This window comes from Barrientosiimonas humi, assembly GCF_006716095.1.
GTDB classification, from domain to species: Bacteria; Actinomycetota; Actinomycetes; order Actinomycetales; family Dermatophilaceae; genus Barrientosiimonas; species Barrientosiimonas humi.
In genome coordinates this window covers 1,516,689-1,539,343 of the sequence record NZ_VFOK01000001.1, presented here as the reverse complement: position 1 = coordinate 1,539,343, position 22,655 = coordinate 1,516,689, and the positions used below count along the sequence as shown (strand labels likewise).

Below are 22,655 nucleotides of genomic sequence, written 5' to 3'. Positions count from 1 at the left end.
AACCTACGCAGGAGTAGGCTCACCGGCCATGCAGACGGAGCGCTTCTTCGCCGAGGTCCCCTCGATCTTCCCCGGCGACCCGCAGGTCACCGACCCGATCGACCCGCGCTGGGTGGAGATCACCGAGAAGGTCGACGGGTTCACCTCCCCGAACGAGCTGGCCATGGTCAACCTCGCGGCCCGGCTGCTGCCGGCCGACGAGGCGTACCTCGAGGTCGGCACGTTCAAGGGCCGCTCGATCGTGGCCGCCGCCGCTGACAACCACGACGCGCGGATGTACGCCATCGAGAACTTCATGGAGTTCGGCATGGCCGGGCAGGTGGCCCGCGCGGAGCTGTTCGACAACCTCGACCGGCACGCCGACGGCGCGAGGGTGACCCTGCTCGAGGGTGACGCGTTCGCGCTCATGGGGAAGCCGGGGGTCATCGACCGGCCCGTCGGCGTCTACTTCTACGACGGCGAGCACACGTTGCTCGCGCACTACCTCGCGCTCGCGGTCGTCGAGCCGCTGCTCGCCGACGAGGCGCTGGTGCTCGTCGACGACGCCACCTGGCCGGTCGTGCAGCGCGCGCACCGGCTGTTCCTGAAGAACCACCCGGGCTGGGAGATCGCCGCCACCTGGGACGCCGCCACCAACGACGACCCGCGCTGGGCCAACGGCCTGCACGCGCTGGTCTTCCGGCGTCAGCCGGGCGAGGCCGCCCGCGAGTCGCGTGCCACCGCCGCGCTGCGGCGCTGGCAGACCGGCCCGCAGCGCCACCTCAACACGGCGGCCTGGCGGATGGCCGAGCGGATGCCCGGGGTGGCCAAGCGGGCCGCCAAGCTGGTGATGTCGCGATCGCGGGCGATCTAGCCCACAGGTGCCGCCTGCATTTCGTGCGCGAGTGAACGAAATGTGGGAGAGCGGCCCGGGATTCCGGGGGTGGCCGCTGCATTTCGTGCGCGAGTGAACGAAATGTGGGCGAGGGGCCCGGGATTCCGGGGGTGCCGGCTGCATTTCGTGCGCGAGTGAACGAAATGTGGGCGAGGGGGGCCTCACCGCGGGCCGGGTGGGATCACGTTCGCGGGCTGTCCGACCGCAGGGACAGCAGCCCCACGGCGAGGACCGTGGCGGCGGCGCCCGCGGTGGTCCACAGGATCTGCCAGGTCGAGTGGTGCCACCACAGCGCGACCGCGGCCACCTGCGCGGCGAGCACCCCGGTCGTGATGATCGCGAGGCGGGGCGTGCCGCCGGCGTCGGCGAGCAGCAGCACCTGGATCATCGCCCAGAGGATGCCGACGACCAGGCTGCCGAGCAGCAGCCGCTGGTAGCCGGCGTACTCCTCGCCGCCCGCGATCCGGATCCAGGTGCCGGGGGCCGGGAGGACCACCGCGAGCGCCAGCAGCCCGAGACCGAGGACCACGCCCACCGCGCGCAGCTTGGCCTGCCCGCGCGCGTCGCGCGCCATGCGCGGGATGACCAGCAGCACCACGAACTGGGTGCCCCAGCACAGCGCGCGGGCAAACGTGGCGGTGAGCGCGTAGCCGCCGGAGTCGTCCGGTGACAGGTAGTTGCGGGCGAGCAGCACGTCGACGCCGGTGAGCGCCATGAAGACCAGCAGGGCGCCGGAGGCGCGGGTGACGTCGCCGAGCACCCGGCCGTCGCCTCCGGCGCGGCGCAGGGCGGGCCGCGCCAGCAGCCACGTCGCGAGGCCGGCGACGGTGTTGCCGACGAGCAGCGCGCCGAACACGCCGCTGGTGGACAGGTCCAGGGTCACGGCCACGACGACCGCGGCGAGGCGTCCGCCCGCGACCAGCAGGAAGCTCAGCGCGAGCGGTCGCAGCCGTTCCTGCCCGAGCAGCACCCCCTGCAGGGCGCCGCTGGTGGTCATCGGCACGAGGGTCAGCGCGAGGAAGACGACCGCCCAGGGGGAGTCGAGGTCCAGCGCGTCGGCGAGCGGCACGGCGACCGCCGCGGTGAGCGCGGTCAGCCCGCTGCCGACGGCGAGCGAGGCGCCGAGGCCGCTGGGGGCGCCGGGGGAGTGCTGCCGGCGCGCGATGGCCAGCTGGAAGGCGCCGGCGGGGATGGCCAGCAGGATGCCCACGGTCGACAGGGCGGAGTACCCACCGAAGTCGGCCGGTCCGAGCGAGCGCGACAGCAACGCGACCAGCAGGTAGCTGATCGCGTTGGACAGGCCCATCGCGAGCCCCAGCGCGATGCCGCGCAGACGTCCGCGACTGCGGGCGCCGAGCTGGGCATCTCGCATCACGGCCTGCAAGGCTACTCGCGGGTTATATTGGCCGTTGCCCTTGCCCTCTGCAGCGGAGATGCGACGGATTGCCTACTTGGATCACCCGGTTCCGTGCGACCGTCGCCGGACTCGTGCTGCTGCTCGCCGCCATCGTGTTCCTCAACGGGCTGGGCGAGTTCAACACCGACATCAAGCCCGAGGTCTACATCGCGCCCGGTGACATGCTCGGGCGCTACGTCTCGGCCTGGCAGTCCTCGCCGTACCTCGGCTCGCCGAACTTCAACGTGGGCCTGGTGCCGGTGCTGCTGGTCGTCGGGGCGCTGCGCGGCATCGGGCTGTCGCCGGAGTGGGCGTTCAAGGTGTTCCACCTCGGCCTGTGGCTGCTCGCCGCGGTCGGTGCCGCCAAGCTGCTGCGCCACGTGGCGCCCCGGGCGGGCCGCTGGGGCGGGCTGGCCGCGGGCGTGCTCTACCTGGCCAACCCGTACACCATCCAGGCCGGGGCGACGCTCGCGATCGCCCTCCCGATGGCGCTGCTGCCCTGGCAGGTGCTGTGCCTCGTGCGCGCCCTGCAGGCGCCGCGCAGCTGGCGCTGGCCGGCGGCGTTCGGGCTGACGTTCTTCCTGATGAGCGGCATGAACGTCGCCGTCGTGCCGCTGCTGCAGCTGCTGGCGATCGTGCCCGTGGTGATCGCCGCCCGCGTGCGGGCCGGGCTGGCCTGGCGTGACGCGCTGCGGGTGGTCTCCCGCTGCGCGCTGTTCGTCGTCGGCGTCTCGCTCTACTGGCTCGTGCCCGCGGTGTCGGCCCGGGCGACCGGAGCGCAGATCGTCGAGGCGTCCGAGACGCTCTCCGGCATCGCGATGGTCTCCTCCTACCCGGAGGTGCTGCGCGGCGTGGGCCTGTGGCCGCTCTACGGCCAGGGCGGGGACGAGACCGCGTGGGTTCCGCAGCACGCGGTCTACGTCGCGAGCCCGATGATCATCGCGCTCACCATCCTGTGGCCGGTGCTCGCGCTGCTCTCGCTGCGCTGGGCCCGGGGAGCCGTACGCGTGGCGCTGGTCGGCAGCATCGCGCTGGCCGCGGTGATCATGGTCGGCATCTTCCCGAGCGAGTCCTCACCGGCGTCGCCGTTCGGGGCGCTGCTGCGCGAGCTGCTGCAGCAGCCGGCGCTCGCGGCCTTCCGCACGACCAACAAGATCGGTGCGGTGCTGGTGCTCGCCTTCGCCCTGGCGCTGGGGCTGGCGGTCGTGCGCGTCCTGCCCTGGCTGTGGCGCAAGCCGGGCGCCCCGCCGGTGGTCGCGGCGGCCCTGGCCGTCGTGCTCGGGGCCTGGACGCTCCCGGCGATCGGCGGCCGGCTCTACATCTCGCCGATGAACATCCCGTCCTACTGGCAGGAGGCGGCCCGCGCCGCCGACCGGGGCAACCCGAGCAGCACCACGCTGCTCGTGCCGGGTCAGGTGCGGCCCGACTACCGCTGGACGGTGGAGCGGCCCGACGACCTCACCAACTCGCTGATGCGCCGCGACGCGGTGCTGCCCGACACCACGCCCAACGCCTCGCCCCCGGGCGTCAACTTCCTCTCGGCGCTCGACGCGACCGTGCAGTCGGGGCAGGCGCCCGCGGCGACGGTATCGACGTTCGCGCGCTACCTCGGCTCCGACAAGGTGCTGCTGCGCCACGACACCGCCTGGGAGGACGACGGCGGCGCCCGCCCGGCCGTGACGAGCCGGCTGCTGGCCGACGACCCCGGCCTGTTCGGGGCGGGCAACTTCGGCCGCCTCGGGCAGTTCATGATGCCGCCCGACGGCAGCGGTCCGTCCTACGGCGAGACGGCGCTGCCCCCGGTGCAGCTGTACGACGTGCGCGACGCCCGCACGGCCGCGCGGGTCGTCCCTACGACCGGCCAGCTGGTCGTGGCCGGCGACGGGTTCGCCTTCCCGTCGATGACCGCGGCCGGGATGCTGCGCGAGAACCCGGCGGTGCGCTACGCCCAGGACGTCTCGGCCCAGCAGCTCGCGCGCAGCCTGCCCACCACCGGCCGCATGGTGATCACCGACACCAACGCCCGGCGCGACGCCATCCCCAACCGGCTCACCGCCGGCCAGGGCCCGCTGCTGCCGGCGAGCGAGGAGCTCTCCCAGAGCCGGACGCTCGGCACCGACCCGGCCGACCAGACGGTGCTGGCCACGAGCGGTCCGACGGTGACGGCGAGCAGCAGCGGCGCGGCCTTCTTCGACCTGCCGTACGGCATCCCCGAGCTCGCCGTCGACGGCGACCCCGACACCGGCTGGCGCTTCGGCGACTTCCAGCGCGGGGTCGGGCAGACCCTCACCGTGCAGTTCCCCGAGCCGGTCCGCCTCGACACCGTGCCGGTGAGCCAGCTCGACCTCGGCGGGGTGTCGATCGACCGGGTCACGCTGACGGCCGGGGGCCGGTCGGCCTCGGCCCGTCTCCCCGAGGCCGGCAAGAGCGCCGAGCTCGACCTGGGCGGCGTGCGCGCCGACCGGGTGACGCTGCGCATCGACTCGCTGCGCGGCGAGGGCTACAGCCTCGTCGGCATCGCCGAGCTCGGCCTGCCCGGGCCCAAGCCGGTCCGGGCCGCCCGCACCCCCACGACGTTCAGCGACCGCTACGCCACGCTGGACGCGCGGGGCAAGCAGCAGTTCGGGCGCACGCCGCTGGACGTCCTGCTGCGCCGCGTGGCCAACGAGCCGCAGCCCAACGACGACAGCGAGGCCGGCCTGCGCCGGGTCGTCGCGCTGCCCGACGCGCGCACCTACCGCAGCTCCGCCGGCGTGCGCGTCGACGGGCCCCTGGAGCCGATGTACGACCGGGTCGCCGGGCTCGACCCGTCGATCCGGGTGCAGTCGAGCGGCTTCTTCTTCGACAACCCCGACGTGCGCGCCTCGCGGGCCGCCGACGGCGACAACGGCACCGCCTGGGTGCCGGGCAACGCGCTGCGCGGCGGCTGGTGGGAGATCAGCGGGCCGCAGCGCGACATCGACCGGGTGACGATCAACCAGATCCCGCTGCCCGAGCGCACGAACGACAACACCCAGTTCGCCGGGCGGGTGCGGATCAGCGTCGACGGGCGCCCGGTGCAGGACGCCACGCTGCGGCCCGGCCGCTCGAGCGTGCAGCTGCCCGAGGGCACCCGCGGCGGCACCGTGCGGGTGACGGTGCTCGGCGTCGACGGGCCGACGGACGGCACGCCCGCCCGCTTCACCGAGATCGACACCGGCCTGCGCACCCGCGCCGCGAGCGCCGAGGACCGGCGGGCCGACACCCGGTGCCAGACGGTGGCCACGGTCGACGGGAAGCCGCTGCGGATGCGTCCGGGGCAGGACAGCCAGCTGGTCGGCACCGGTCAGCCCGGCACCGCCTGGATCGGCTGCGGCGAGCTCGACCTCGGCCCCGGCAGCCACCGCATCGACCCGGTCGACGGGTTCGTGCTCGACAACCTCGACCTGCGCGACACGGTCGAGGGCACCGACCCGGTCGAGGCGCCGCAGGTGAGCATCACCCGTGACCGTCCCTCGGTGAAGACCCTCGAGGTCGCCGAGGGCGACGGCCCCTACTACGTCCTCGCCGGCACCAGCATCGACCCGCGGTGGAGCGCCACCCTCGAGGACGGCACCGACCTCGGGTCGCCGGTCCTGGTCGACGGCTTCTCCGCCGGCTGGCTGGTGCCCGACGGCGGCGCGCACACCATCACGCTGCGCTACGACCCGCAGCGCTGGTCGACCGTCGCGCTGGTCGTCTCGGGTGCGGTGGTCGCGCTCGCGACGCTGCTGACGCTGATGGTCTGGCCGCGCCGGCGTCGCGCCGCCGCGCCCGCGGGCGGTGGCGACGACGGCGTCAAGGGCGTGAACGACGGCGTGGAGGGCGACAGCGCCCCCGCCTCGGGCGCCACCGGCTCGGGCGCCACCGCCGCGCGGACGGGTGCGACCGCAGCCTCCGCGCTCGGCGGTCCGACCGGGGCGAGCGAGACCGATGCGGACGTGGCCGACGCGGACGAGGACGACGGCCCCGGCGCCTCCCGCTTGGGGCGCCTGGCCTGGCGCGCCTGGCCGCGGGGCGCCAAGGAGGTCCTCCTGGTGCTGCTCGCGACCTTCGCCGTCGGGGTGCCCGGTCTCGTCGCCGGCCTGGCGGCCGTGCTGCTGCTGCGCCGCTCCGTGCGACCCACCCGCCTGCTGTACGCCGGTGCCGGCCTGGTCCTGGTCAGCATCGTCGTCTACCTGCTCGGCCTCGGCGACGCGCTCGGCCGGGTGAGCGCCGACGCGGTGGCGGCCTCGATGTGGCCGCACTACCTCGCCGGTGGCGGCCTGGTGCTCGCTCTCGTGGGGGCGCTGCGCCTCGACCGCGAGCCGTCCGCGCGCGACCGCGCCGAGGCGCCGGACGACGACGAGCCCGGCGACGGCGTACGCCAGGACCAGCACGACCAGACCGACCAGCCCGACCGGTCCGACACCGACCCAGCCGACGTCCCCCAGACCAGGAGCGCCGACGCGTGACCGACCCAGCAGACGCCACGCCACTCGTGACCGTGGTCGTGCCCACGCGCAACAACGCGCGCACGATCGAGGCGTGCCTGAGATCCGTTGCAGCACAGACCTATCCGGCGGTCGAGCTGATCGTCGTCGACAACCACAGCGACGACGGCACGGCCGCGGTCGCCGAGCAGCTTGCCGACCGGGTGCTCGTGGAGGGCCCCGAGCGCAGCGCCCAGCGCAACGCCGGGGTGCGCGCGGCCGCGGGGGAGTGGATCCTGTGGCTCGACAGCGACATGGTGCTGCCGCCCGGCGCCGTCGCCGAGGCCATGCGCACCGCCCAGCGCGAGGGGGCGACCGGGGTCGCGCTGCCCGAGCGCACCATCGGCGACGGTTTCTGGACGGCGTGCCGGGCGCTGGAGCGGGAGTGCTACCTCGACGAGCCGTGGCTGCACAACCCGCGGCTGGTGCCGCGCGACTACCTGCTCGGCGACGGCGGCTTCCACCTGGAGATGTCCGGCCCCGAGGACGCCGACCTGCGCATGCGGATGCTGCGCGAGGGGCGCACCATCGCGCTCGCGCCGGTCATCGTCGACCACGACGAGGGCCGCCTCACGCTGCCCGACGTGCTGCGCAAGCGCTACTACTACGGCCGCAGCATCCCGGCCTTCGCCAGCCAGCACGAGGGCGCCGTCGGGGCGCAGGGCCGCACCGTGCTGCGCAGCTACCTGCGCCACCGCGGCGACCTGGCCCGCGACCCCGCCCACGCCGCCGGCATGGTGCTCATGCGCGGCCTCGAGGCGGTCGGCTACGCCGTCGGCGCGCGCCGCGGGGCCCGCGACCGCCGGCAGGCGGCCAGCAGCGGCGGCCCGGCGTGACCGACCGCCGGATGCTGTGGGTGTCGCTGCCCGACCAGCGGCCCCGGCGCGAGCTGTTCTGGATGTCGCGCATGCCGGGCACCCGGGTGACCGCGCTGGCCGCCCAGGAGCCGGTGGGCGACCTCACCTGGGTGCCGAGCTCGTACGTCCGCCCCGTCAAGCGCTTCATCGAGGCCGGGGCCTTCGCCTGGGTGCGGGGGCTGGGGGAGCAGGACCCGGGTGACTACGACTGGGTGGCCTCGCTCGAGCTGTGCTCGCTCGTGACCGGGCAGGCCTCGCGCTTCCGCCGCCGGTCCGGCGGTCGGGTCAGGCAGGCGGTCATCACCTGGGAGAACCTGCCCGACCAGCCGCTCTACAAGGTGCCGCCCTATCGCCAGGCGCTGAACTCCTGCCGCGACGCCGACCTGCTGCTGTGCATGGTCGACGCGGCGCGAGATCACTTGCTGGCCAACGGTTTCGACGACTCCCGCATCCAGGTCGTCAAGCCCGGCGTGCCGACCGACATCTTCCACCCGGCGCCGCGGCCGAGCGAGGAGCCGGTGGTCGCGTTCGTCTCTCCGCTGGCGCCCAACAAGGGCATCGACCGGGTGCTCGAGGCGATGCGCATCGTGCAGCGCACGGTGCCCGAGGCGTCGCTGGTCGTCGCCGGCTCGGGTCCGCTGCGCCACCTCGTCGACGAGGCCGCCGCCGACCCCGCCCGCCGGGTCCGGCACGCGGGCGCGCTCGACGCCCACGGCGTCGCCGGCCTGCTGCGCGGCTCGGCCGTGTTCGTGACGGCGCCGCGCCCCACCTGGAAGTGGACCGAGCAGCTGGGCCTGGCCTACCTCGAGGCGCAGGCGTGCGGGCTGCCGGTCGTGACCGTGCGGTGCGGGACCAACGACGAGGCCGTCGCGGCCCCGCCCAACGACCTGCTCGACGACGACGCCGAGGCGATCGCCGACCGGCTCGTGCACTGGCTCACCGACCGCGCCGACCGGGCCCGGGTCGGCGCGCTCAACCGGGAGCGGATGCTGGCCGAGCACGACCTGGACACCCAGGTGCGCCGGATGGGCGAGGCGTTCGCCCGCGTCGAGCGGGCCTGACCGTGCTGCGCTCCCGCCGGGTGGTCGGTGCCCTGGTCGGGGCGCTGGCCGCGCTGCTGGCCCTGGGCCCGGGGCTCGCCCCGGGCTACCTGCTGTTCTACGACATGGTCTTCGTGCCCGACCTGGCGCTCAGCGAGCGCACGCTCGGCACCGACGGGTCGGTGCCGCGGGCCGTGCCCAACGACGTGGTCGTCGCGCTGCTGTCGCTCGCGCTGCCGGGGTGGCTGGTGCAGAAGCTGCTGCTCGTCCTCGTCCTCGTGGGGGTCGGCGCCGGCGTCGCCGGACTCGTGCGCACCCGCCTGGCCGCCGCGGTCGCGGCCCTGGTGGCCTGCTGGAACCCATACCTCGTCGAGCGCCTGGCCATCGGCCACTGGGGCTTCCTGCTCGGCTACGCCGTGCTGCCGTGGGTCGCGACCAGCGCCGCCGCCGCGCGCGACGGCACGGGCCGCGACCGGCTGCGGCTCGGCGGCGTGCTGCTGCTCGCCACGCTCACCGGCTCGACCGGCTCGGTGCTCGCGCTGCTGCTGGCCCTCGTGGTGCTCGCCGTGCCCGGCGGGGGTGCGAGCCTGCGCGCGCGGCTGCCGGTGGCCGCCTGGGCCGGGGTCTGCTGGCTGCTGCTCAACGCCGTCTGGTGGCTGCCGTTCATGACCATCACCGGCAGCTTCGAGCCCGACCCCGGGGGTGTGGCGGCGTTCCGCTCACGGGCCGACACGCCGTACGGCGTGGTCGGGAGCCTGCTCACCGGCGGCGGCATCTGGAACCAGGGGGTCTGGCTGCCCGACCGCCAGTCGGCCGTGCTCGCCGGGGTCGCCCTGGTGCTCGTCGTCGCGTGCGTGGCGGTGTGGTGCGCGAGCCGCGGCTGGCGCGCCGGGCCCGCCCAGCTCGGGGTCGCGGTGACCGGCGCCGTCGGGCTCGCCGTGGCCGCGCTGAGCGCGGTGGGCGGCGGGGCGCTCGTGGAGTCGATCGTGCTGAACCTGCCCGGCGGGGGCCTGCTGCGCGACTCGCAGAAGTTCGTCGCGCTGTGGATGGTCTTCGTCGCCCTGGCCGCCGGGGTGAGCGCCGAGCGGCTGCGCGCGCTGGTGCTGGCGCGCGGGGGAGGCCGGGCCGTGGCGCTGGCCCTCGGCGGCGCGGTCGGCGTCGTCTCGCTGCTGACCCTGCCGAGCCTGGCCTGGGGCGCGACCGGGCGCTGGACGGCGGTCGACTACCCCGCCGACCACCGGGCGGTGGCGGCGCAGCTGGAGCAGGCGCCGCCGGGCGCGGTCGCGGTCTTCCCCTGGACGCTCTACCGCCGCTACGCCTGGAACGACCAGCGGGTGGTGCTCGACCCGTGGCAGCGGCTGTTGTCTCGCCAGGTGGTCGTCAACGACGACCTGCCGCTGTCCGACCGGGTCGTGCGCGGCGAGGACCCCACCGCCGACGCCATCGGGGCGGCGCTGCGCCGCGGCGGCGACACCGCGCCGGTCCTGCGCGAGCACGGGATCCGCTACGCCCTGGTGCTCGCCGACCAGCCGCCCGGCCCCGGCGTGCCGCGGCTGCCGGACGCGCGGGTGATCGCCTCGACGCCCGACCTGCGGCTGTACGACCTCGGGCCGGTCGACCCGGCCCGCGCCGAGCCCTCCACGACCCACCCTCCGGGATGGATTTCGTACGCGATCGCAGGCTCGGGTGTGATTTGTCTCCTACTCGGGGGTACCTCTTTGCTACGGTGGCGTAGTCAGCGAAAGACCGACGCAGATCACAGCCCAGCGAGGTAGGCATGAACGAGTCCGGTAACAAGACCGCGTGGAACATCGGCGGGGCCGTGGTGGGTGTCATCCTGGCGCTGCTGGCGATCTTCGGGCTCGTGCAGTCGCAGAGCTCGATCAAGCAGCCGCAGAACTACAGCGAGGTCATCAGCTACGACGGCTGATCCGCCCGCACCACAGACCGCTACGCCGAACGGCCCGCCAACCGGCGGGCCGTTCGTCGTGCCGTGTGGGTCGTGTGCCGCGTGCCCGTGCGCGAGTGCCGGTCGCCGGCTGCGCCTCAGGCGGAGCGCTCCTGCGCGTCGCGGTCGCCGTCGGTCTCGGTCGGCTCGTCCTCGTGCGAGGGCACCTCGAGCTGGTCGATCGGGGTGAGCGAGGCCAGCCGCACCGTCGGCTGCGGCGCGCGCTCCACCTGCCCGAGCACCGAGCGCAGCGTGTGGATCAGCTTCTCGCCGGCGGTGGTCCAGTCGAAGCTGCGCGCGTGGGTGCGGGCCCGCTCGCCGAGGGCGTGGCGCAGCTCGTGGTCGGTGAGCAGCCGCGCGACCTGCTCGCGCATGTCGTCGGCGTCGCGCGACAGCAGCCCGGTGCGCCCGTGCACGATCGACTCGGTGGGGCCGCCGGCGTAGGCGAACGCGATCGCGGGCGTGGCGTGCAGCCCGGCCTCGACGATGGTCAGCCCCCAGCCCTCCTTGTGCGAGGGCATGAGCAGCACCCACGAGCGGGCGAGCAGCGTGTGCTTGGTGTGCTCGTCGACGAAGCCGTGGAAGTGCACCCGGCCCGCGACCCCCCGGCGCTCGGCGTACGCCTGCAGCTCCTCGAGCCAGTAGCCCGCCCCGACCACGTCGAGGGTGAGCTCGGGCTGCTGCTCCTGCAGGTCGGCCACGACGTCGATCGCGATCTCGACCTGCTTGTGCGGCACCAGGCGCCCGACCACGGTGATGCTCGGCTGCTCGCTTCGCGGCTCGCGGGCGTAGGACTCCAGGGCCGGCGGGTGGTCGTTGCCGCTGTAGACCAGGTCGACACGCTCGGGCGGGATGCCCAGCGTCGCGAGGTCGGAGCGGGTGGCCTGGGAGACCGTGACGTAGCGCGAGCGGCGGTAGACGACCGGCGCGACCCGCGACTCGACGAACCAGCCGATCGCCCCGCCGACCCGGCCGAAGACGACCCGCCACTGGTCGCGGTGCACGTGGTGCACCACGTTGACCACGGGGACCTTGGCCGCGAGCGGCGCCCAGAACGGCACGCCGTTCTGCACGTCGACGATCACGTCGTAGTCGTCGCGGTGGCGCGCGACGTGGGCCAGCCCGTGCAGGTAGCAGGTGAACCGGTTGCCGCGCCGCAGCACCCGCACCCCGCCGTGCTCGGTCTCGGGCTCGGCGCCCGGGAAGGAGGAGGTCAGCAGGGTGACCCGGTGGCCGCGGGCGACCATCACCTCGCCGGTGCGGTCGGTGAACGTCTCGGCACCGCCGGCCTCGGGGTTGTCGCGGTCGCGCCACGACAGGTAGAGCACCCGCAGCGGGCGCTCGGACGGCGTGCGGGATGCGGCAGTGCGCACGGGCCCTCCCTCTGATCCTTCTGGTCGGCCGCCGTGGCTCCTCCTCCGGGGAGCCGCGACGTGCTTGCGTGGTGTGCTCTGAGTCACCTGGCCACCGGCTACGCTACCGCCCGTTGTTACTGAAAGGTAGCCAATGGACCAACCCGATGCCTGCGAGGTCTGCCGCGGGCCGCTCGAGCCGCGCCCGCTGCGCGGGGGCGGCGCGCTGCTGCGGTGCACCCGCTGCGGCCACCTGCACCGCGACCTGGCCGCGGCCCCCGCCGGTCACCGCGACCACGCCTACGGCGGCGAGGCCACGCTCGACCGGGCCCGCCTGACCCTGACCTACCGCAGCCTGACGCGGGGCCTGGCGCCGACGCGGGTCTTCGAGATCGGGTACGGCCGTGGCGAGCTGCTGCGCCGGTTCCTCGACGCCGGCGCCCGGGTCGGCGGCGTCGACCCCGACCAGCTGCAGGTCGGCGTCGACCCGGCCGTGCGCGACCGGGGCGAGCTGCACGCCGGGTTCGCCGAGGAGCTGCCCGACACCGGCTTCGCGGCCGACCTCGTCTACGGCATCCACGTGCTGGAGCACGTCACCGACCCGCTGCGCACGCTCGCGGTCGCGCGCGACCTCGCCGCGCCCGGCGGGGCGGTGCGCTTCCTCACCCCGGCCGGCGACAGCTATCCGCTGGACTGGTTCGGGTCCGCCTGGTGGATGCTCGAGGACCCCACCCACGTGCGCTTCTTCACGGCCGAGAGCCTGCGCCGCGCGGCGCAGGCGGCCGGCCTGGTGGACGTACGCATCACGCGCCCGCCCCTGGACAGCCTGATGACCGAGGGGGCCAGCCTGGTGCGCCGGCTGAGCGGGCGGCCCCGGCCCGGCGGGGTGCTGTCCAGCCGGCCCGGTCTGGCCGCCGCGCTCGCCACCACACCGGTGGCCGCGGCGGCGCGGCTCGGCGCGCCACGCCTACGCCCGACGCTGCAGCTGCACGCGCGTCGGCGAGGATGAGGGGCATGCAGCGCGGCATCGGACGATCGGTGCGGCTGTTCCGCGAGTTCCTCGTCGAGCAGACCGAGCCGGAGAGGTTCTACGGCGCGCTCGCGCGCGACTCCGTCGAGCTGCTGCAGGAGTGGACCGCGCTCGAGCGGCGCACCGTGCTCGACGTGGGCGCCGGGCCCGCCGAGTTCGCCCAGGCGTTCCGGGCCGCCGGCGCACGCTACGTCCCGCTCGACCACGACCCGTCGGTCGCGTCGGTGCACGACCGGGGCGTGGTCGCCTCGGCAGCGGCGCTGCCGTTCGCCGACGGCAGCGTCGACGTGGTGCACAGCAGCAACCTGTGGGAGCACGTGCCGCACCCCGAGGCCGTCGGCGACGAGATGCTGCGCGTGCTGCGGCCGGGCGGGCTGCTGTTCCTCAGCTACACCAACTGGCTCTCGCCGTGGGGCGGGCACGAGACCTCGCCGTGGCACTGGCTCGGCGGAGAGCGCGCGGCGCGCCGCTACGAGCGCAAGGAGGGCCACCCGCCGAAGAACCTCGTCGACCACACCCTGTTCCGGGTGAGCGTGCGGCAGGGGCTCGACTGGGCGGCCGGCACGACCGCCGGTGAGGTCCTCGCGGCCCGGCCGCGCTACCTGCCCGACCCCGCCCGGCACCTGCTGCGGGTGCCCGGGCTGCGCGAGGTCGTGACCTGGAACCTGCTGCTCGTGCTGCGCCGCCGATGACCTCGGCCGACGCCGGCGACACCCCTGGCCGAGCGGCGAGCCCGGCCGAGCGCGCCGCGCAGCCCGGGCGCGTCGAGCGCGTCGAGCGGGTCCGAGCCCTCCTGGTCGGCGCCGCGCTGGCGCTCGTGCCGTGGCTGATCGCCCCCGGCCGGGTGCAGCCCGACACCAAGGTCGATCTCACGGTCTCGCCGTGGCGCTACCTCGCCCGCTCGCTCACCGCCTGGAACGACCACGCCGGCCTCGGCGAGCTGCAGAACCAGGCCTACGGCTACCTCTTCCCGATGGGGCCGGTGCTCGGCGTCGCCCAGTCGCTCGGGCTGCCCGGCTGGGCGGCGCAGCGGCTGTGGTGGTCGCTGCTGGTCGTCACCGCGTTCGCCGGGGCCCTGCTGCTGGTGCGCCGGCTCGGGCTCGCCGGGCCGGTCGCCGCGCTCGTGGCCGCGACGGCGTACGCCCTCTCGCCGCGGGTGCTGACCGTGCTCAGCGAGATCTCGGCCGAGGCCTGGCCCCTCGCCGTCGCGCCGTGGCTGGTGCTGGCGGTGCTCCCGGCGACCCGCGCAGGCGCCGCGCGGCGGGAGCGCTGGCACGCCGCCGCGCTGACCGGGCTGCTGACCGCCGCCCTCGGCGGCGTCAACGCGACCGCGTCGGCCGTGGTGCTGCTGCTCCCGCTCGCCTGGCTGCTGGCCTCCGGCGCGGCCGGCCGGCGCGCGCTGCTCCCGTGGGCCGGCGGCGTGGCGCTCGGGTCGGCCTGGTGGGTGCTGCCGCTGCTGGTGCTCGGGCGCTACTCCTACCCGTTCCTGGACTTCATCGAGACCTCGCAGATCACGACGGCCGTCACCAGCACCCCGAACACGCTGCGCGGCGCCTCGCACTGGGTCGCCTACATCCTCGACCGCGAGGACCACCCGGTCTGGCAGTCCGGCTGGATGCAGGCCCAGGACCCGCTGGCCATCGTCGCGACCAGCCTCGTCGCCGGCGCCGGGGTGGCCGGTCTCCTCCTGGCCGTACGCGCGCGGCCGGCGGCCGTGCGACGCGCCGCCCGGTGGGGGCTCGGCTGCGTCGTGGTCGCCACCGTGCTCATGGCGGTCGGGCACCCGGGCCGGTTCGGCGGCCCCGTCGCCGGCAGCGTGCAGGCGCTGCTCGACGGGCCCCTCGCGCCGCTGCGCAACGTGCACAAGCTCGATCCGGTGCTGCGGCTCCCGATCGCCCTGGGCGTCGGGCACCTGCTGACCCGCGCGGGAACGGCCGCGGCGTCGCGACGCGCGGCGACGGCCCGCCCCGCGCGAGCCGCGCTCGCTCTCGTGCTCGCCGGGGTCGTGCTGTCTCCCATGGCGCTGTGGACCGGGCGCGCCGGGGACGCGATGGCGTACGCCGAGATCCCGGACAGCTGGCGGCAGACCGCGCGCGACGTCGACCGGCTCGCTGCCCGCGACGGCGGGGCGACGCTGCTGCTGCCGGCCAGCCGCAACGCGCACTACACGTGGGGGAGCGCCACCGACGAGCCGCTGTCGGCGCTCGCGACCTCGCCGGTGGTCTTGCGCGCGTCGGCGCCGCTCGGTCACCCCGGCGCCACGCGGCTGCTCGACGAGGTCGACACGATGGCCGCGAGCGGGGTGCCGCAGCCGACGCTCGCGCCCACCCTGCAGCGCCTCGGGATCTCCCGGGTGGTGCTGCGGGCCGACCTCGCGACCTCGACCGGCGCGCCCTCGGCGGCGGCCGTGCGTCGCACCCTCGCCGCGTCGCCGGGCTTCACGCCGGGCCCGGTCAACGGCGCGGTCAGCGTCTGGACGCTCGGCCCGACGCCGCCGGTCACCGCCTACGACGCGAGCGCCGCCCGCGTCGTGAGCGGCGGCCCGGAGGCGATCCCCGACCTGCTCGCGGCCGGGCTGCTCGACCCGCGGTCGTACGCCGACGTCCGCCCCGGCACGTCCGCGCCCGGGGCGGTGCACACCGACTCCCTGCCCTGGCGGGCCTACTCCAACGGCCGCACGGTCGCCGAGGCCTACGGCCCGGTGCTGCCGCCGGAGGACCCGCGGCCCACGCAGCCGGGCACCCGCGACCTGCCTCCGGCCGGTGACCCCGCGCAGCAGCCGACGCGCACCGCGGACGGCGCGATCCGGCTGCCCGGCACGGTCGACCCGGCGCGCGACCGGGTGCTGCTCGACCTGTCCGACCAGCCCGGCACCCGGCGCGTCCAGACCCGGGCGGCCGGCGAGGTGCGACTGCAGGTCCAGGTCGCCCTGCGCCCGGGCGCCGAGGTGGCGCAGCGCCTGCTCGCCCAGACCCCGTCGGGCGGCCGCGTGCAGCTGCCGTGCGGTGCCGCGGGCTCGGTGCAGGTCGGCACGCAGCGGGTCCCGCTCGCGCTCGACGCGCCCGCGGACCAGCTGCGCGCCGGTGGCCCGGTGACGGCGCGGGCGTGCGGCACGGCCGACGTCCCGCAGGGGAGCGTCGACATCTCCGCGGCGGCGGGCGACCTCGTGCAGCCGCGCCTGGTCGAGCTGTCCCCGGCAGCCGCGCCCGACGTACGTCCTGGGCCGGCTCCGCGCGGCACCGACGTCACCGAGCGCGGCGCGGGCACCCGCACCGTCTCGGTCGCGGCGGGCGGCAGCACCGTGCTCGCGCTGACCGAGGGAGCCAATGCCGGGTGGCGGGCCAGCACCGCCGACGGCCGGACGCTGGAGCCGGTCACCGTCGACGGCTGGCGGCAGGGTTTCCGGCTCCCGGCGGGCGGGGCGACGCAGGTGCGCATCGAGTTCGCGCCGACCCGCTCCCACCAGGTCGGGCTGGCCGGGGGAGCGGTGGCGGTGGCGCTGCTGGCCGCGCTGGCCTGGCTGACCCGGTCGCGCGGGCCGGTCCGTCGCCGCGACCCCGCCGCGACCGCAGCCACGGCCGCGACCGCAGCCACGGCCGCGACCGCAGCGACGGGAGCGGAGGACCAGGCTGCCTCTGCACGGCGCCCGTTCCAGGGAGCCTCGCGACGTTGGCTCCCGGTGGTCGTGGCCGTCCTCGCCGGGTGGCTCGTGGCCGGCCCGGCCGGTGCGCTGCTCGCGCTGGCGGCGACGCTGGTGCCCGGCCGCTGGCGTCCGCACGCCGCGCTCGCCGGCATGGGTCTGGCCGGGCTGGCGCTGGCCGCGCTCGGCGTGGTCGACGAGCGCAGCGCGGGCGCGGCGCTGGGTCAGCTGCTCGGCACGCTCACGCTCGTGGTCGCGGCGCTGGGCTGGACGGGCTGGGCCGGCTGGAGCGCGTGGCGCGGTGGGCCGCGCGCAGGATCGGCTGCTCCAGCAGCTGCGCCGACAGCGACGCGGCCGCGACGGTGAGCCCGACCACCGGCACGAGCACCAGCCAGAAACCCCCGGTGAACAGCTCCCGGTCGGTCACCAGGTAGACCACCTGCAGCGCCAGCAGGTGCCACAGGAAGACGCCGTAGCTGATGTCGCCGAGCCACCCGACCACCGCCGAGCGCGACCACGCGGAGTCGGCCGCGCTCACCGAGGCCAGCACCAGCAGCCCCGCGAGCGCGGTGTAGAGCGCCTCCTTGGTGGCGGCCTCGACCGCGGTGGGCGCCTGCAGGCCGACCGGCCCGGCGAGCGGTGTGGCGGCGAGCAGGTAGACCACGCCCGCGGCGAGCACCAGCGTCGCGGCCGTGCCGGGTGCGGGGGCCGGCCAGGCACCCGAGCGGCGCAGGGTCACCGTCAGCGCCACGGCCGCGCCGGCCGCGAACCAGGCGGCGTGGCCGAGCACCGACACGGTGAGCGCGCCGGGCCCCGACCAGGCCGCCGCGGCACCCTGCAGGGCGACGCCCGCTGCGGCGACGGCGCCGAGCAGCGCCAGGTGCCGGCGTACGTCCAGCGGGCGAGACGCGCCCGCCTCCCGCGAGCGTCCGAGCAGCGCGATCCCCAGCAGCGGCACGAGGGCGTAGAACGTCACCTCGGTCGTGAGGCTCCACGACTGGGTGAACGCCTGGTAGTCCGCGCCGGTGTAGCCCTGCAGCAGCAGCACGTGCGACAGCACCGTGCCGAACGAGCCGATCCCACCGGTCGCGTAGGGGAAGAGGGCCGCGACCAGCAGCACCGCGGCCAGCGCGGGCCAGTAGGCGGGGAGGATGCGCGCGGCGCGGCGCACGGCGTACGCCCGCACCCGGGGGCGCGGCCCGCCGTCGATGCGGGCGGCGTACCACGGGCGCAGCAGCAGGAAGGCCGACAGCGCGAAGAAGACGGCGACACCGCTGTCGCCGCGCGCGAGCAGCGGACCGACCGTGTCCAGCTTCGAGGCGCCGGTCCAGAAGCCCACGTGCGACAGCAGCACCAGCCCCGCCGCGACGCAGCGCAGCAGGTCGATCTGGCGTATCCGTGGCATGGGCTCCAGGCTTGACTACTCTGGGGTAAGTTTCGTCGCGGTTCTCGACCTGGAGGCTAGTGCGGCATGAGCGAATCATCGGTCGCCTCGGCGACAGCGGCCCCTGCCGAGCCGCAGCTGCAGGACCCGCGCCGGCCCGTGCTGCGCGCCCGCGCCCCGCTGCGCATCAGCTTCGCGGGGGGCGGCACCGACGTGGCGCCGTTCCCGCAGCGCGAGGGCGGGGCGGTGCTGTCGGCCACGATGTCGCAGTACTGCTTCACCACCCTGCGGCCCCGCCTCGACGGCCAGATCACCGTGCAGTCGCTCGACTACGGCACGGCCGTCGGTTTCCACGTCGACGACGAGGTCGAGCTCGAGGGCCAGCTGGCGCTGCCGCGCGCGGCGATCGACCGGGTGCGCGGGGTCGAGGGGGCGCTGCCCTCCGACGGCTTCGACCTGTTCATCCACACCAACGCCCCGCCCGGCTCGGGCCTGGGCTCCTCCAGCGCGGTCATGGTCTCGGTCATCGGGCTGGTCGCCCAGCACTGCGGGCTCGACCTCACGCCGTACGACATCGCCGAGCTGGCGCTGCGCCTCGAGCGGGAGGACCTCGGCATCCCCGGCGGCTCCCAGGACCAGTACGCCGCGGCGTTCGGCGGCTTCAACTTCATCGAGTTCCTCGGCGACCAGGTCGTGGTCAACCCGCTGCGCATCCGGCCGAGCACCGTGCACGAGCTGGAGCACAACATGCTGCTGGCCTTCACCGGCCAGACCCGGGTGAGCGACCACATCATCGAGGACCAGGTCAGCAACTACGAGACCGGGAACACCGACGCGCTCGCGGGGCTGCGCGCCCAGAAGGAGCTCGCTGAGCAGATGAAGCTGGCGCTGGTGCGCGGCGACGTCGACACGCTCGGGCGACTGCTCGGCGACGCCTGGGCCAACAAGCGCAAGATGTCCGACCGGATCACCACCCCGCAGATCGACCGCGCGATCGACGCGGCGCTGTCGACCGGGGCCCTCGGCGGCAAGGTGACCGGCGCCGGCGGCGGCGGGCACCTGGTCTTCATCTGCGAGTTCGAGCGGCGGCACCTGGTCGCCAACACCCTCATCGACCTGGGCCTGACGGTCTCGGAAGTGACGTTCAGCAAGGAAGGGGTCGTCACGTGGCGAGCCAGGGGCTAGACCCGCAGCACCCGTTGTCCGACGCGGGAGAGGAGTCGGTCACGAGCCGGGTCGGGTCCGACCTGGGCGCCGGGGTGGCGGCCTGGCGCGACCTCGCGGCCGCGCTGAGCGACCCCGGGCTGTCCGCCGACGTCGAGGCGGCGGGCCGCGCCGTGGTGCAGGCCCTCGCCGGCGGCTCGACGCTGCTGGTGTGCGGCAACGGCGGCAGCGCCGCGATGGCCAGCCACGTCGCCGCCGAGTTCGTCGGCAAGTGCATCCAGGACCGGCCGCCGCTCCCGGCGCTGTCCCTGGCCGAGTCGATCTCCTCGCTGACCGCCGTCGGCAACGACTACGGCTTCGACCAGGTCTTCGTGCGGGCCCTCGGCGCGCTGGGCCGGCGCGGCGACGTGCTGCTCGCGATGAGCACCAGCGGGCACAGCCCCAACGTGCTGGCCGCGCTCGACCTCGCCAAGGACCTCGGCATCACCACGGTGCTGATGACGGGGGAGCGGGGCGCCGACCTCGCCGACCGCACCGACCACCTGCTGGTCGTCCCGAGCGGTCACACCGCCCGCATCCAGGAGGTCCACCTGCTGTGGGCGCACGCCTGGTGCGAGAGCATCGACGCCCTCAGCCAGCCCGGCGCGTGAGGGCGGGCGAGCCGTCCGCCGGGTTCCTCCTCGGCGAGGAGCACCCGCCGCTGGAGCCCGGCCCCGCCGGGCGCCCGCTCGACCTGGTCCTGCTCGACCGCGACGGCACGGTCAACGTGCGGCGACCGGGGCGCTACGTCACCGGCGCGGCCGACCTACGGATGCTGCCCGGCGCGGCCGGCGCCGTGCGTGACCTGCGGGCCGCCGGCGTACGCGTGGTGCTGGTGACCAACCAGCGCGGCCTGGCCACGGGCCGGCTCACCCGCGAGGAGCTGGTCGCCGTGCACGGCGCGCTGCTGCGGCGGCTGCGCCGGGCCGGCGGCGACCTCGACGGCATCTTCGTCTGCCCGCACGCCGAGGCGTCCTGCGACTGCCGCAAGCCGCAGCCGGGCCTGCTGCTGGCGGCGCTGCGCGCGGCCCCGTGGGCGCGCCCCGAGCGCACCGTGATGATCGGCGACCAGCCGAGCGACGAGCAGGCCGCAGCCGCCGCCGGGATCCCCTACGTCGGGGTGGGCCGGGGCCGCTCGTTGAGTGCTTCAGTGGCTCGGCTGCTGGGCTGATGCACACGTTTCGAGACGCGCCCTAGTGATCTTGCGCACAACCGGCACACCGATGCTACGGTCCAGTAGGTATTGATCTTCCCCTGGAGGTTCCCGTGCGTAAAGCCGCCATTCTCATTGGCATCGGCGCGTTCTGCGTCACGATGGCGCTGCTGCTGAAGTTCTACGCCTACGACAAGCTGGCCGTGGTCCCGTACGACCAGAACACCCGCCAGCTCGTCGTCGACGACAGCGCCACGTTCTTCGACGCCGACAACGTGCGTCCGGGCTCGGGGAAGCTCACCACCACCGTCACGGTGATCGGCGACCCGGACGAGAGCGAGCGCGCCTCCGAGCAGACCGGGCGCAACGTCGCGGTGATGAGCAAGGGTCAGGTGTCGGACAACAACGGCGAGGCGCCGCCCATGGACGCCAGCCGCCAGACGTTCGCGATCGACCGCACCACCGGCGAGGCCGTCCCGTGGGAGGGCAACAGCCAGAACGGTCAGGCCAAGGACTTCCAGAAGGGGCTGATGATCAAGTTCCCCTTCCAGACCCAGAAGCAGACCTACAACTACTACGACGGCACCATCGGCAAGCCGATGCAGATGAAGTACGTCGGCGAGGAGACCGTCAAGGGCCTCAACACGTACAAGTTCCAGGGCACCGTGCCGATGACCAAGTTCCGCACGCAGGACGTGCCGCGCGGCATCTTCGGCCTCGAGGACACCGGCGGCGTCGACGCCGACCGGCTCTACGCCAACGACCGCACCATCTGGGTCGAGCCCGAGACCGGCGTGATGATCAAGGTCGTCGAGAACCAGCGCCAGGAGCTGCGCTGGAACGAGCCGGGCGCCCGCACGGTCAACGCGCTCACCACCGACTCGGTCATGACCGACGACACGGTGCAGGCCAACGTCGACGAGTACGCCACGAAGGCGATGCTGCTGAAGATCCTGCGCTTCTGGGCGCCGCTGCTGCTCGGCATCATCGGCATCGGCCTGCTGCTGGCTGGCCTGGCGCTGTCGCTGAAGGCCCGCGGCAACCGCCGGGACGACGAGGACGACTACGACGACACGACCGTCTACGACGACGACCAGGACCGCACGGCCGACGGACTCTTCCGCGACCGCGAGGACGCGCCGGTGGCCGGGGGCCGCGTGGAGCGTCGTCAGGGGGACGGGGCGCTGTGACCCGCCGGGTCGTCGTCACGGGTGGCGCGGGCTTCCTCGGCTCGCACCTGTGCGAGGAGCTGCTCCGCCGCGGTGACGCGGTGGTCGCGCTCGACAACTTCTGCACCGGTTCGGCGGGCAACGTCGAGCACCTGCGCCACGACCCGTCGTTCGAGCTGCGCGAGGCCGACGTCTCGCTGCCGTTCACCGTCGACGGGCCGGTCGACGCGGTGCTGCACTTCGCCAGCCCCGCGTCGCCCGTCGACTACCTGCGGATGCCGATCGAGACCCTCACCGTGGGCTCGCACGGCACGCTGCACGCGCTGGAGCTGGCCCGCGAGAAGGGTGCGCGGCTGGTGCTCGCCTCGACCTCCGAGGTCTACGGCGACCCCGAGGTGCACCCGCAGCCGGAGACCTACTGGGGCAACGTCAACCCGGTCGGCCCGCGCGGGGTCTACGACGAGGCCAAGCGCTACGCCGAGGCGCTGACCCTGGCCTACCGCCAGGCGCACGGCGTCGACACCGGCATCGTGCGGATCTTCAACACCTTCGGTCCGCGCATGCGGCCCGACGACGGCCGCGCGATCCCCAACTTCGTGCGGCAGGCGCTGGCCGGCGAGCCGGTCACGGTGAGCGGCGACGGGTCGCAGACCCGCTCGATCTGCTACGTCGACGACCTGGTCGAGGGCGTGCTGCGCATGCTCGACGCCAGCCACCCCGGCCCGATCAACATCGGCAACCCCTACGAGCTGTCGATGCGCGAGCTGGCCGAGTGGATCGTGCGGATCGCCGAGTCCGACTCGCCGATCACCTTCATCGAGCGCCCGGTCGACGACCCGACGGTGCGCCAGCCCGACACGCTGCTCGCGCAGCGGGTGCTCGGCTGGTCCCCGCGGGTCGGCATCGAGGACGCGCTGAAGTGGACCGTCGGCTGGTTCCGCGACCAGGCCAACGGCGCGCCGCCGCTGAGCGCCGCCGCCACCGAGCGCATCCTCAACGGCTGACCCCCCCGCCCGCTCCCGCAACGTCCGGGCCCACCCGCCCCCCCTTCCGGGCATGAAACCGGGTTACGTGCGTTTGACCCCAATCGAGTCGGGTCAAACGCACGTAACCCGGTTT

The 22,655-nt window shown here is 74.9% G+C and carries 16 protein-coding genes and 1 pseudogene; 14 read left to right on the top strand and 3 right to left on the bottom strand.

The features are described from left to right. Positions 1–28 precede the first annotated feature (28 nt). Positions 29–853 carry a class I SAM-dependent methyltransferase gene (locus tag FB554_RS07235; RefSeq protein ID WP_142005345.1) on the top strand — a complete coding sequence of 275 codons (825 nt, stop codon included), beginning with the start codon at positions 29–31 and terminating at the stop codon, positions 851–853. Positions 854–1,055: 202 nt separating this feature from the next. On the opposite strand, the gene FB554_RS07230 is transcribed toward FB554_RS07235, so the two are convergent. Continuing rightward, positions 1,056–2,246, bottom strand: coding sequence for an MATE family efflux transporter (locus FB554_RS07230; protein WP_142005344.1), 1,191 nt, complete (start codon positions 2,244–2,246; stop codon positions 1,056–1,058). Between the two features lie 71 nt (positions 2,247–2,317). On the opposite strand from FB554_RS07230, the gene FB554_RS07225 reads away from it, so the two are divergent. Genes FB554_RS07225 through FB554_RS17080 form a run of 5 tightly spaced genes read left to right on the top strand, consistent with a single transcriptional unit; the run spans position 2,318 to position 10,587 of the window. Continuing rightward, positions 2,318–6,742, top strand: a complete 4,425-nt coding sequence (locus FB554_RS07225; RefSeq protein ID WP_142005343.1) for an alpha-(1->3)-arabinofuranosyltransferase domain-containing protein — start codon at positions 2,318–2,320, stop codon at positions 6,740–6,742. Beyond that, on the top strand, positions 6,739–7,596 hold the full coding sequence (locus tag FB554_RS07220; protein ID WP_236022327.1) for a glycosyltransferase family 2 protein: 858 nt from the start codon (positions 6,739–6,741) through the stop codon (positions 7,594–7,596). Before FB554_RS07225 ends, FB554_RS07220 begins: the two co-directional genes overlap by 4 nt. Then, positions 7,593–8,678 carry a glycosyltransferase gene (locus FB554_RS07215; RefSeq protein ID WP_236022326.1) on the top strand — a complete coding sequence of 362 codons (1,086 nt, stop codon included), beginning with the start codon at positions 7,593–7,595 and terminating at the stop codon, positions 8,676–8,678. Before FB554_RS07220 ends, FB554_RS07215 begins: the two co-directional genes overlap by 4 nt. A gap of 2 nt (positions 8,679–8,680) precedes the next feature. Continuing rightward, complete coding sequence (locus tag FB554_RS07210) at positions 8,681–10,432, top strand: MmpA family trehalose lipid delivery protein (RefSeq protein ID WP_142005342.1); 1,752 nt, start codon at positions 8,681–8,683, stop codon at positions 10,430–10,432. A gap of 2 nt (positions 10,433–10,434) precedes the next feature. After that, a complete protein-coding gene (locus FB554_RS17080; protein WP_170206805.1) occupies positions 10,435–10,587 on the top strand; it encodes a hypothetical protein in 153 nt (50 codons plus the stop codon). A gap of 116 nt (positions 10,588–10,703) precedes the next feature. Here the strand turns inward: FB554_RS17080 and FB554_RS07205 are convergent, their stop codons facing one another. Then, the gene (locus tag FB554_RS07205) at positions 10,704–11,978 is read right to left on the bottom strand and encodes a glycosyltransferase family 4 protein (protein WP_236022325.1); all 1,275 of its coding nucleotides are present in this window, start codon (positions 11,976–11,978) and stop codon (positions 10,704–10,706) included. A gap of 133 nt (positions 11,979–12,111) precedes the next feature. Here FB554_RS07205 and FB554_RS07200 point away from each other — a divergent pair, with 133 nt between their 5' ends. The 3 genes and pseudogenes from FB554_RS07200 to FB554_RS17925 all read left to right on the top strand — a co-directional run. Next, positions 12,112–12,966, top strand: a complete 855-nt coding sequence (locus FB554_RS07200; RefSeq protein ID WP_142005341.1) for a class I SAM-dependent methyltransferase — start codon at positions 12,112–12,114, stop codon at positions 12,964–12,966. Positions 12,967–12,971: 5 nt separating this feature from the next. Next, entirely contained in the window at positions 12,972–13,679 is a 708-nt protein-coding gene (locus tag FB554_RS07195) for a class I SAM-dependent methyltransferase (protein WP_236022324.1), read from the top strand. Further along, positions 13,676–15,694, top strand: a pseudogene (locus tag FB554_RS17925) (alpha-(1->3)-arabinofuranosyltransferase domain-containing protein); the annotation flags it as partial. The gene FB554_RS07195 and the pseudogene FB554_RS17925, both read left to right, overlap by 4 nt. Positions 15,695–16,868: 1,174 nt before the next feature. Here the strand turns inward: FB554_RS17925 and FB554_RS17590 are convergent. Then, on the bottom strand, positions 16,869–18,032 hold the full coding sequence (locus tag FB554_RS17590) for an acyltransferase family protein (protein WP_142005338.1): 1,164 nt from the start codon (positions 18,030–18,032) through the stop codon (positions 16,869–16,871). Positions 18,033–18,098: 66 nt separating this feature from the next. Here FB554_RS17590 and FB554_RS07180 point away from each other — a divergent pair, with 66 nt between their 5' ends. From FB554_RS07180 to FB554_RS07160, 5 genes are all read left to right on the top strand, one after another. Then, positions 18,099–19,196, top strand: coding sequence for a GHMP family kinase ATP-binding protein (locus tag FB554_RS07180; protein WP_142005337.1), 1,098 nt, complete (start codon positions 18,099–18,101; stop codon positions 19,194–19,196). Next, positions 19,178–19,825: a D-sedoheptulose-7-phosphate isomerase gene (locus FB554_RS07175; RefSeq protein ID WP_236022323.1), complete on the top strand. Its 648-nt coding sequence runs from the start codon at positions 19,178–19,180 to the stop codon at positions 19,823–19,825. Before FB554_RS07180 ends, FB554_RS07175 begins: the two co-directional genes overlap by 19 nt. Further along, positions 19,822–20,385 carry a D-glycero-alpha-D-manno-heptose-1,7-bisphosphate 7-phosphatase gene (locus tag FB554_RS07170; protein ID WP_170206804.1) on the top strand — a complete coding sequence of 188 codons (564 nt, stop codon included), beginning with the start codon at positions 19,822–19,824 and terminating at the stop codon, positions 20,383–20,385. The genes FB554_RS07175 and FB554_RS07170 overlap by 4 nt, the downstream gene beginning before the upstream one ends. A gap of 95 nt (positions 20,386–20,480) precedes the next feature. Further along, positions 20,481–21,557: a cell envelope lipid trafficking protein PgfA gene (pgfA, locus tag FB554_RS07165; RefSeq protein ID WP_142005335.1), complete on the top strand. Its 1,077-nt coding sequence runs from the start codon at positions 20,481–20,483 to the stop codon at positions 21,555–21,557. Further along, a complete protein-coding gene (locus FB554_RS07160) occupies positions 21,554–22,540 on the top strand; it encodes a UDP-glucuronic acid decarboxylase family protein (RefSeq protein WP_142005334.1) in 987 nt (328 codons plus the stop codon). Before pgfA ends, FB554_RS07160 begins: the two co-directional genes overlap by 4 nt. The last annotated feature ends 115 nt before the right edge of the window (positions 22,541–22,655 follow it).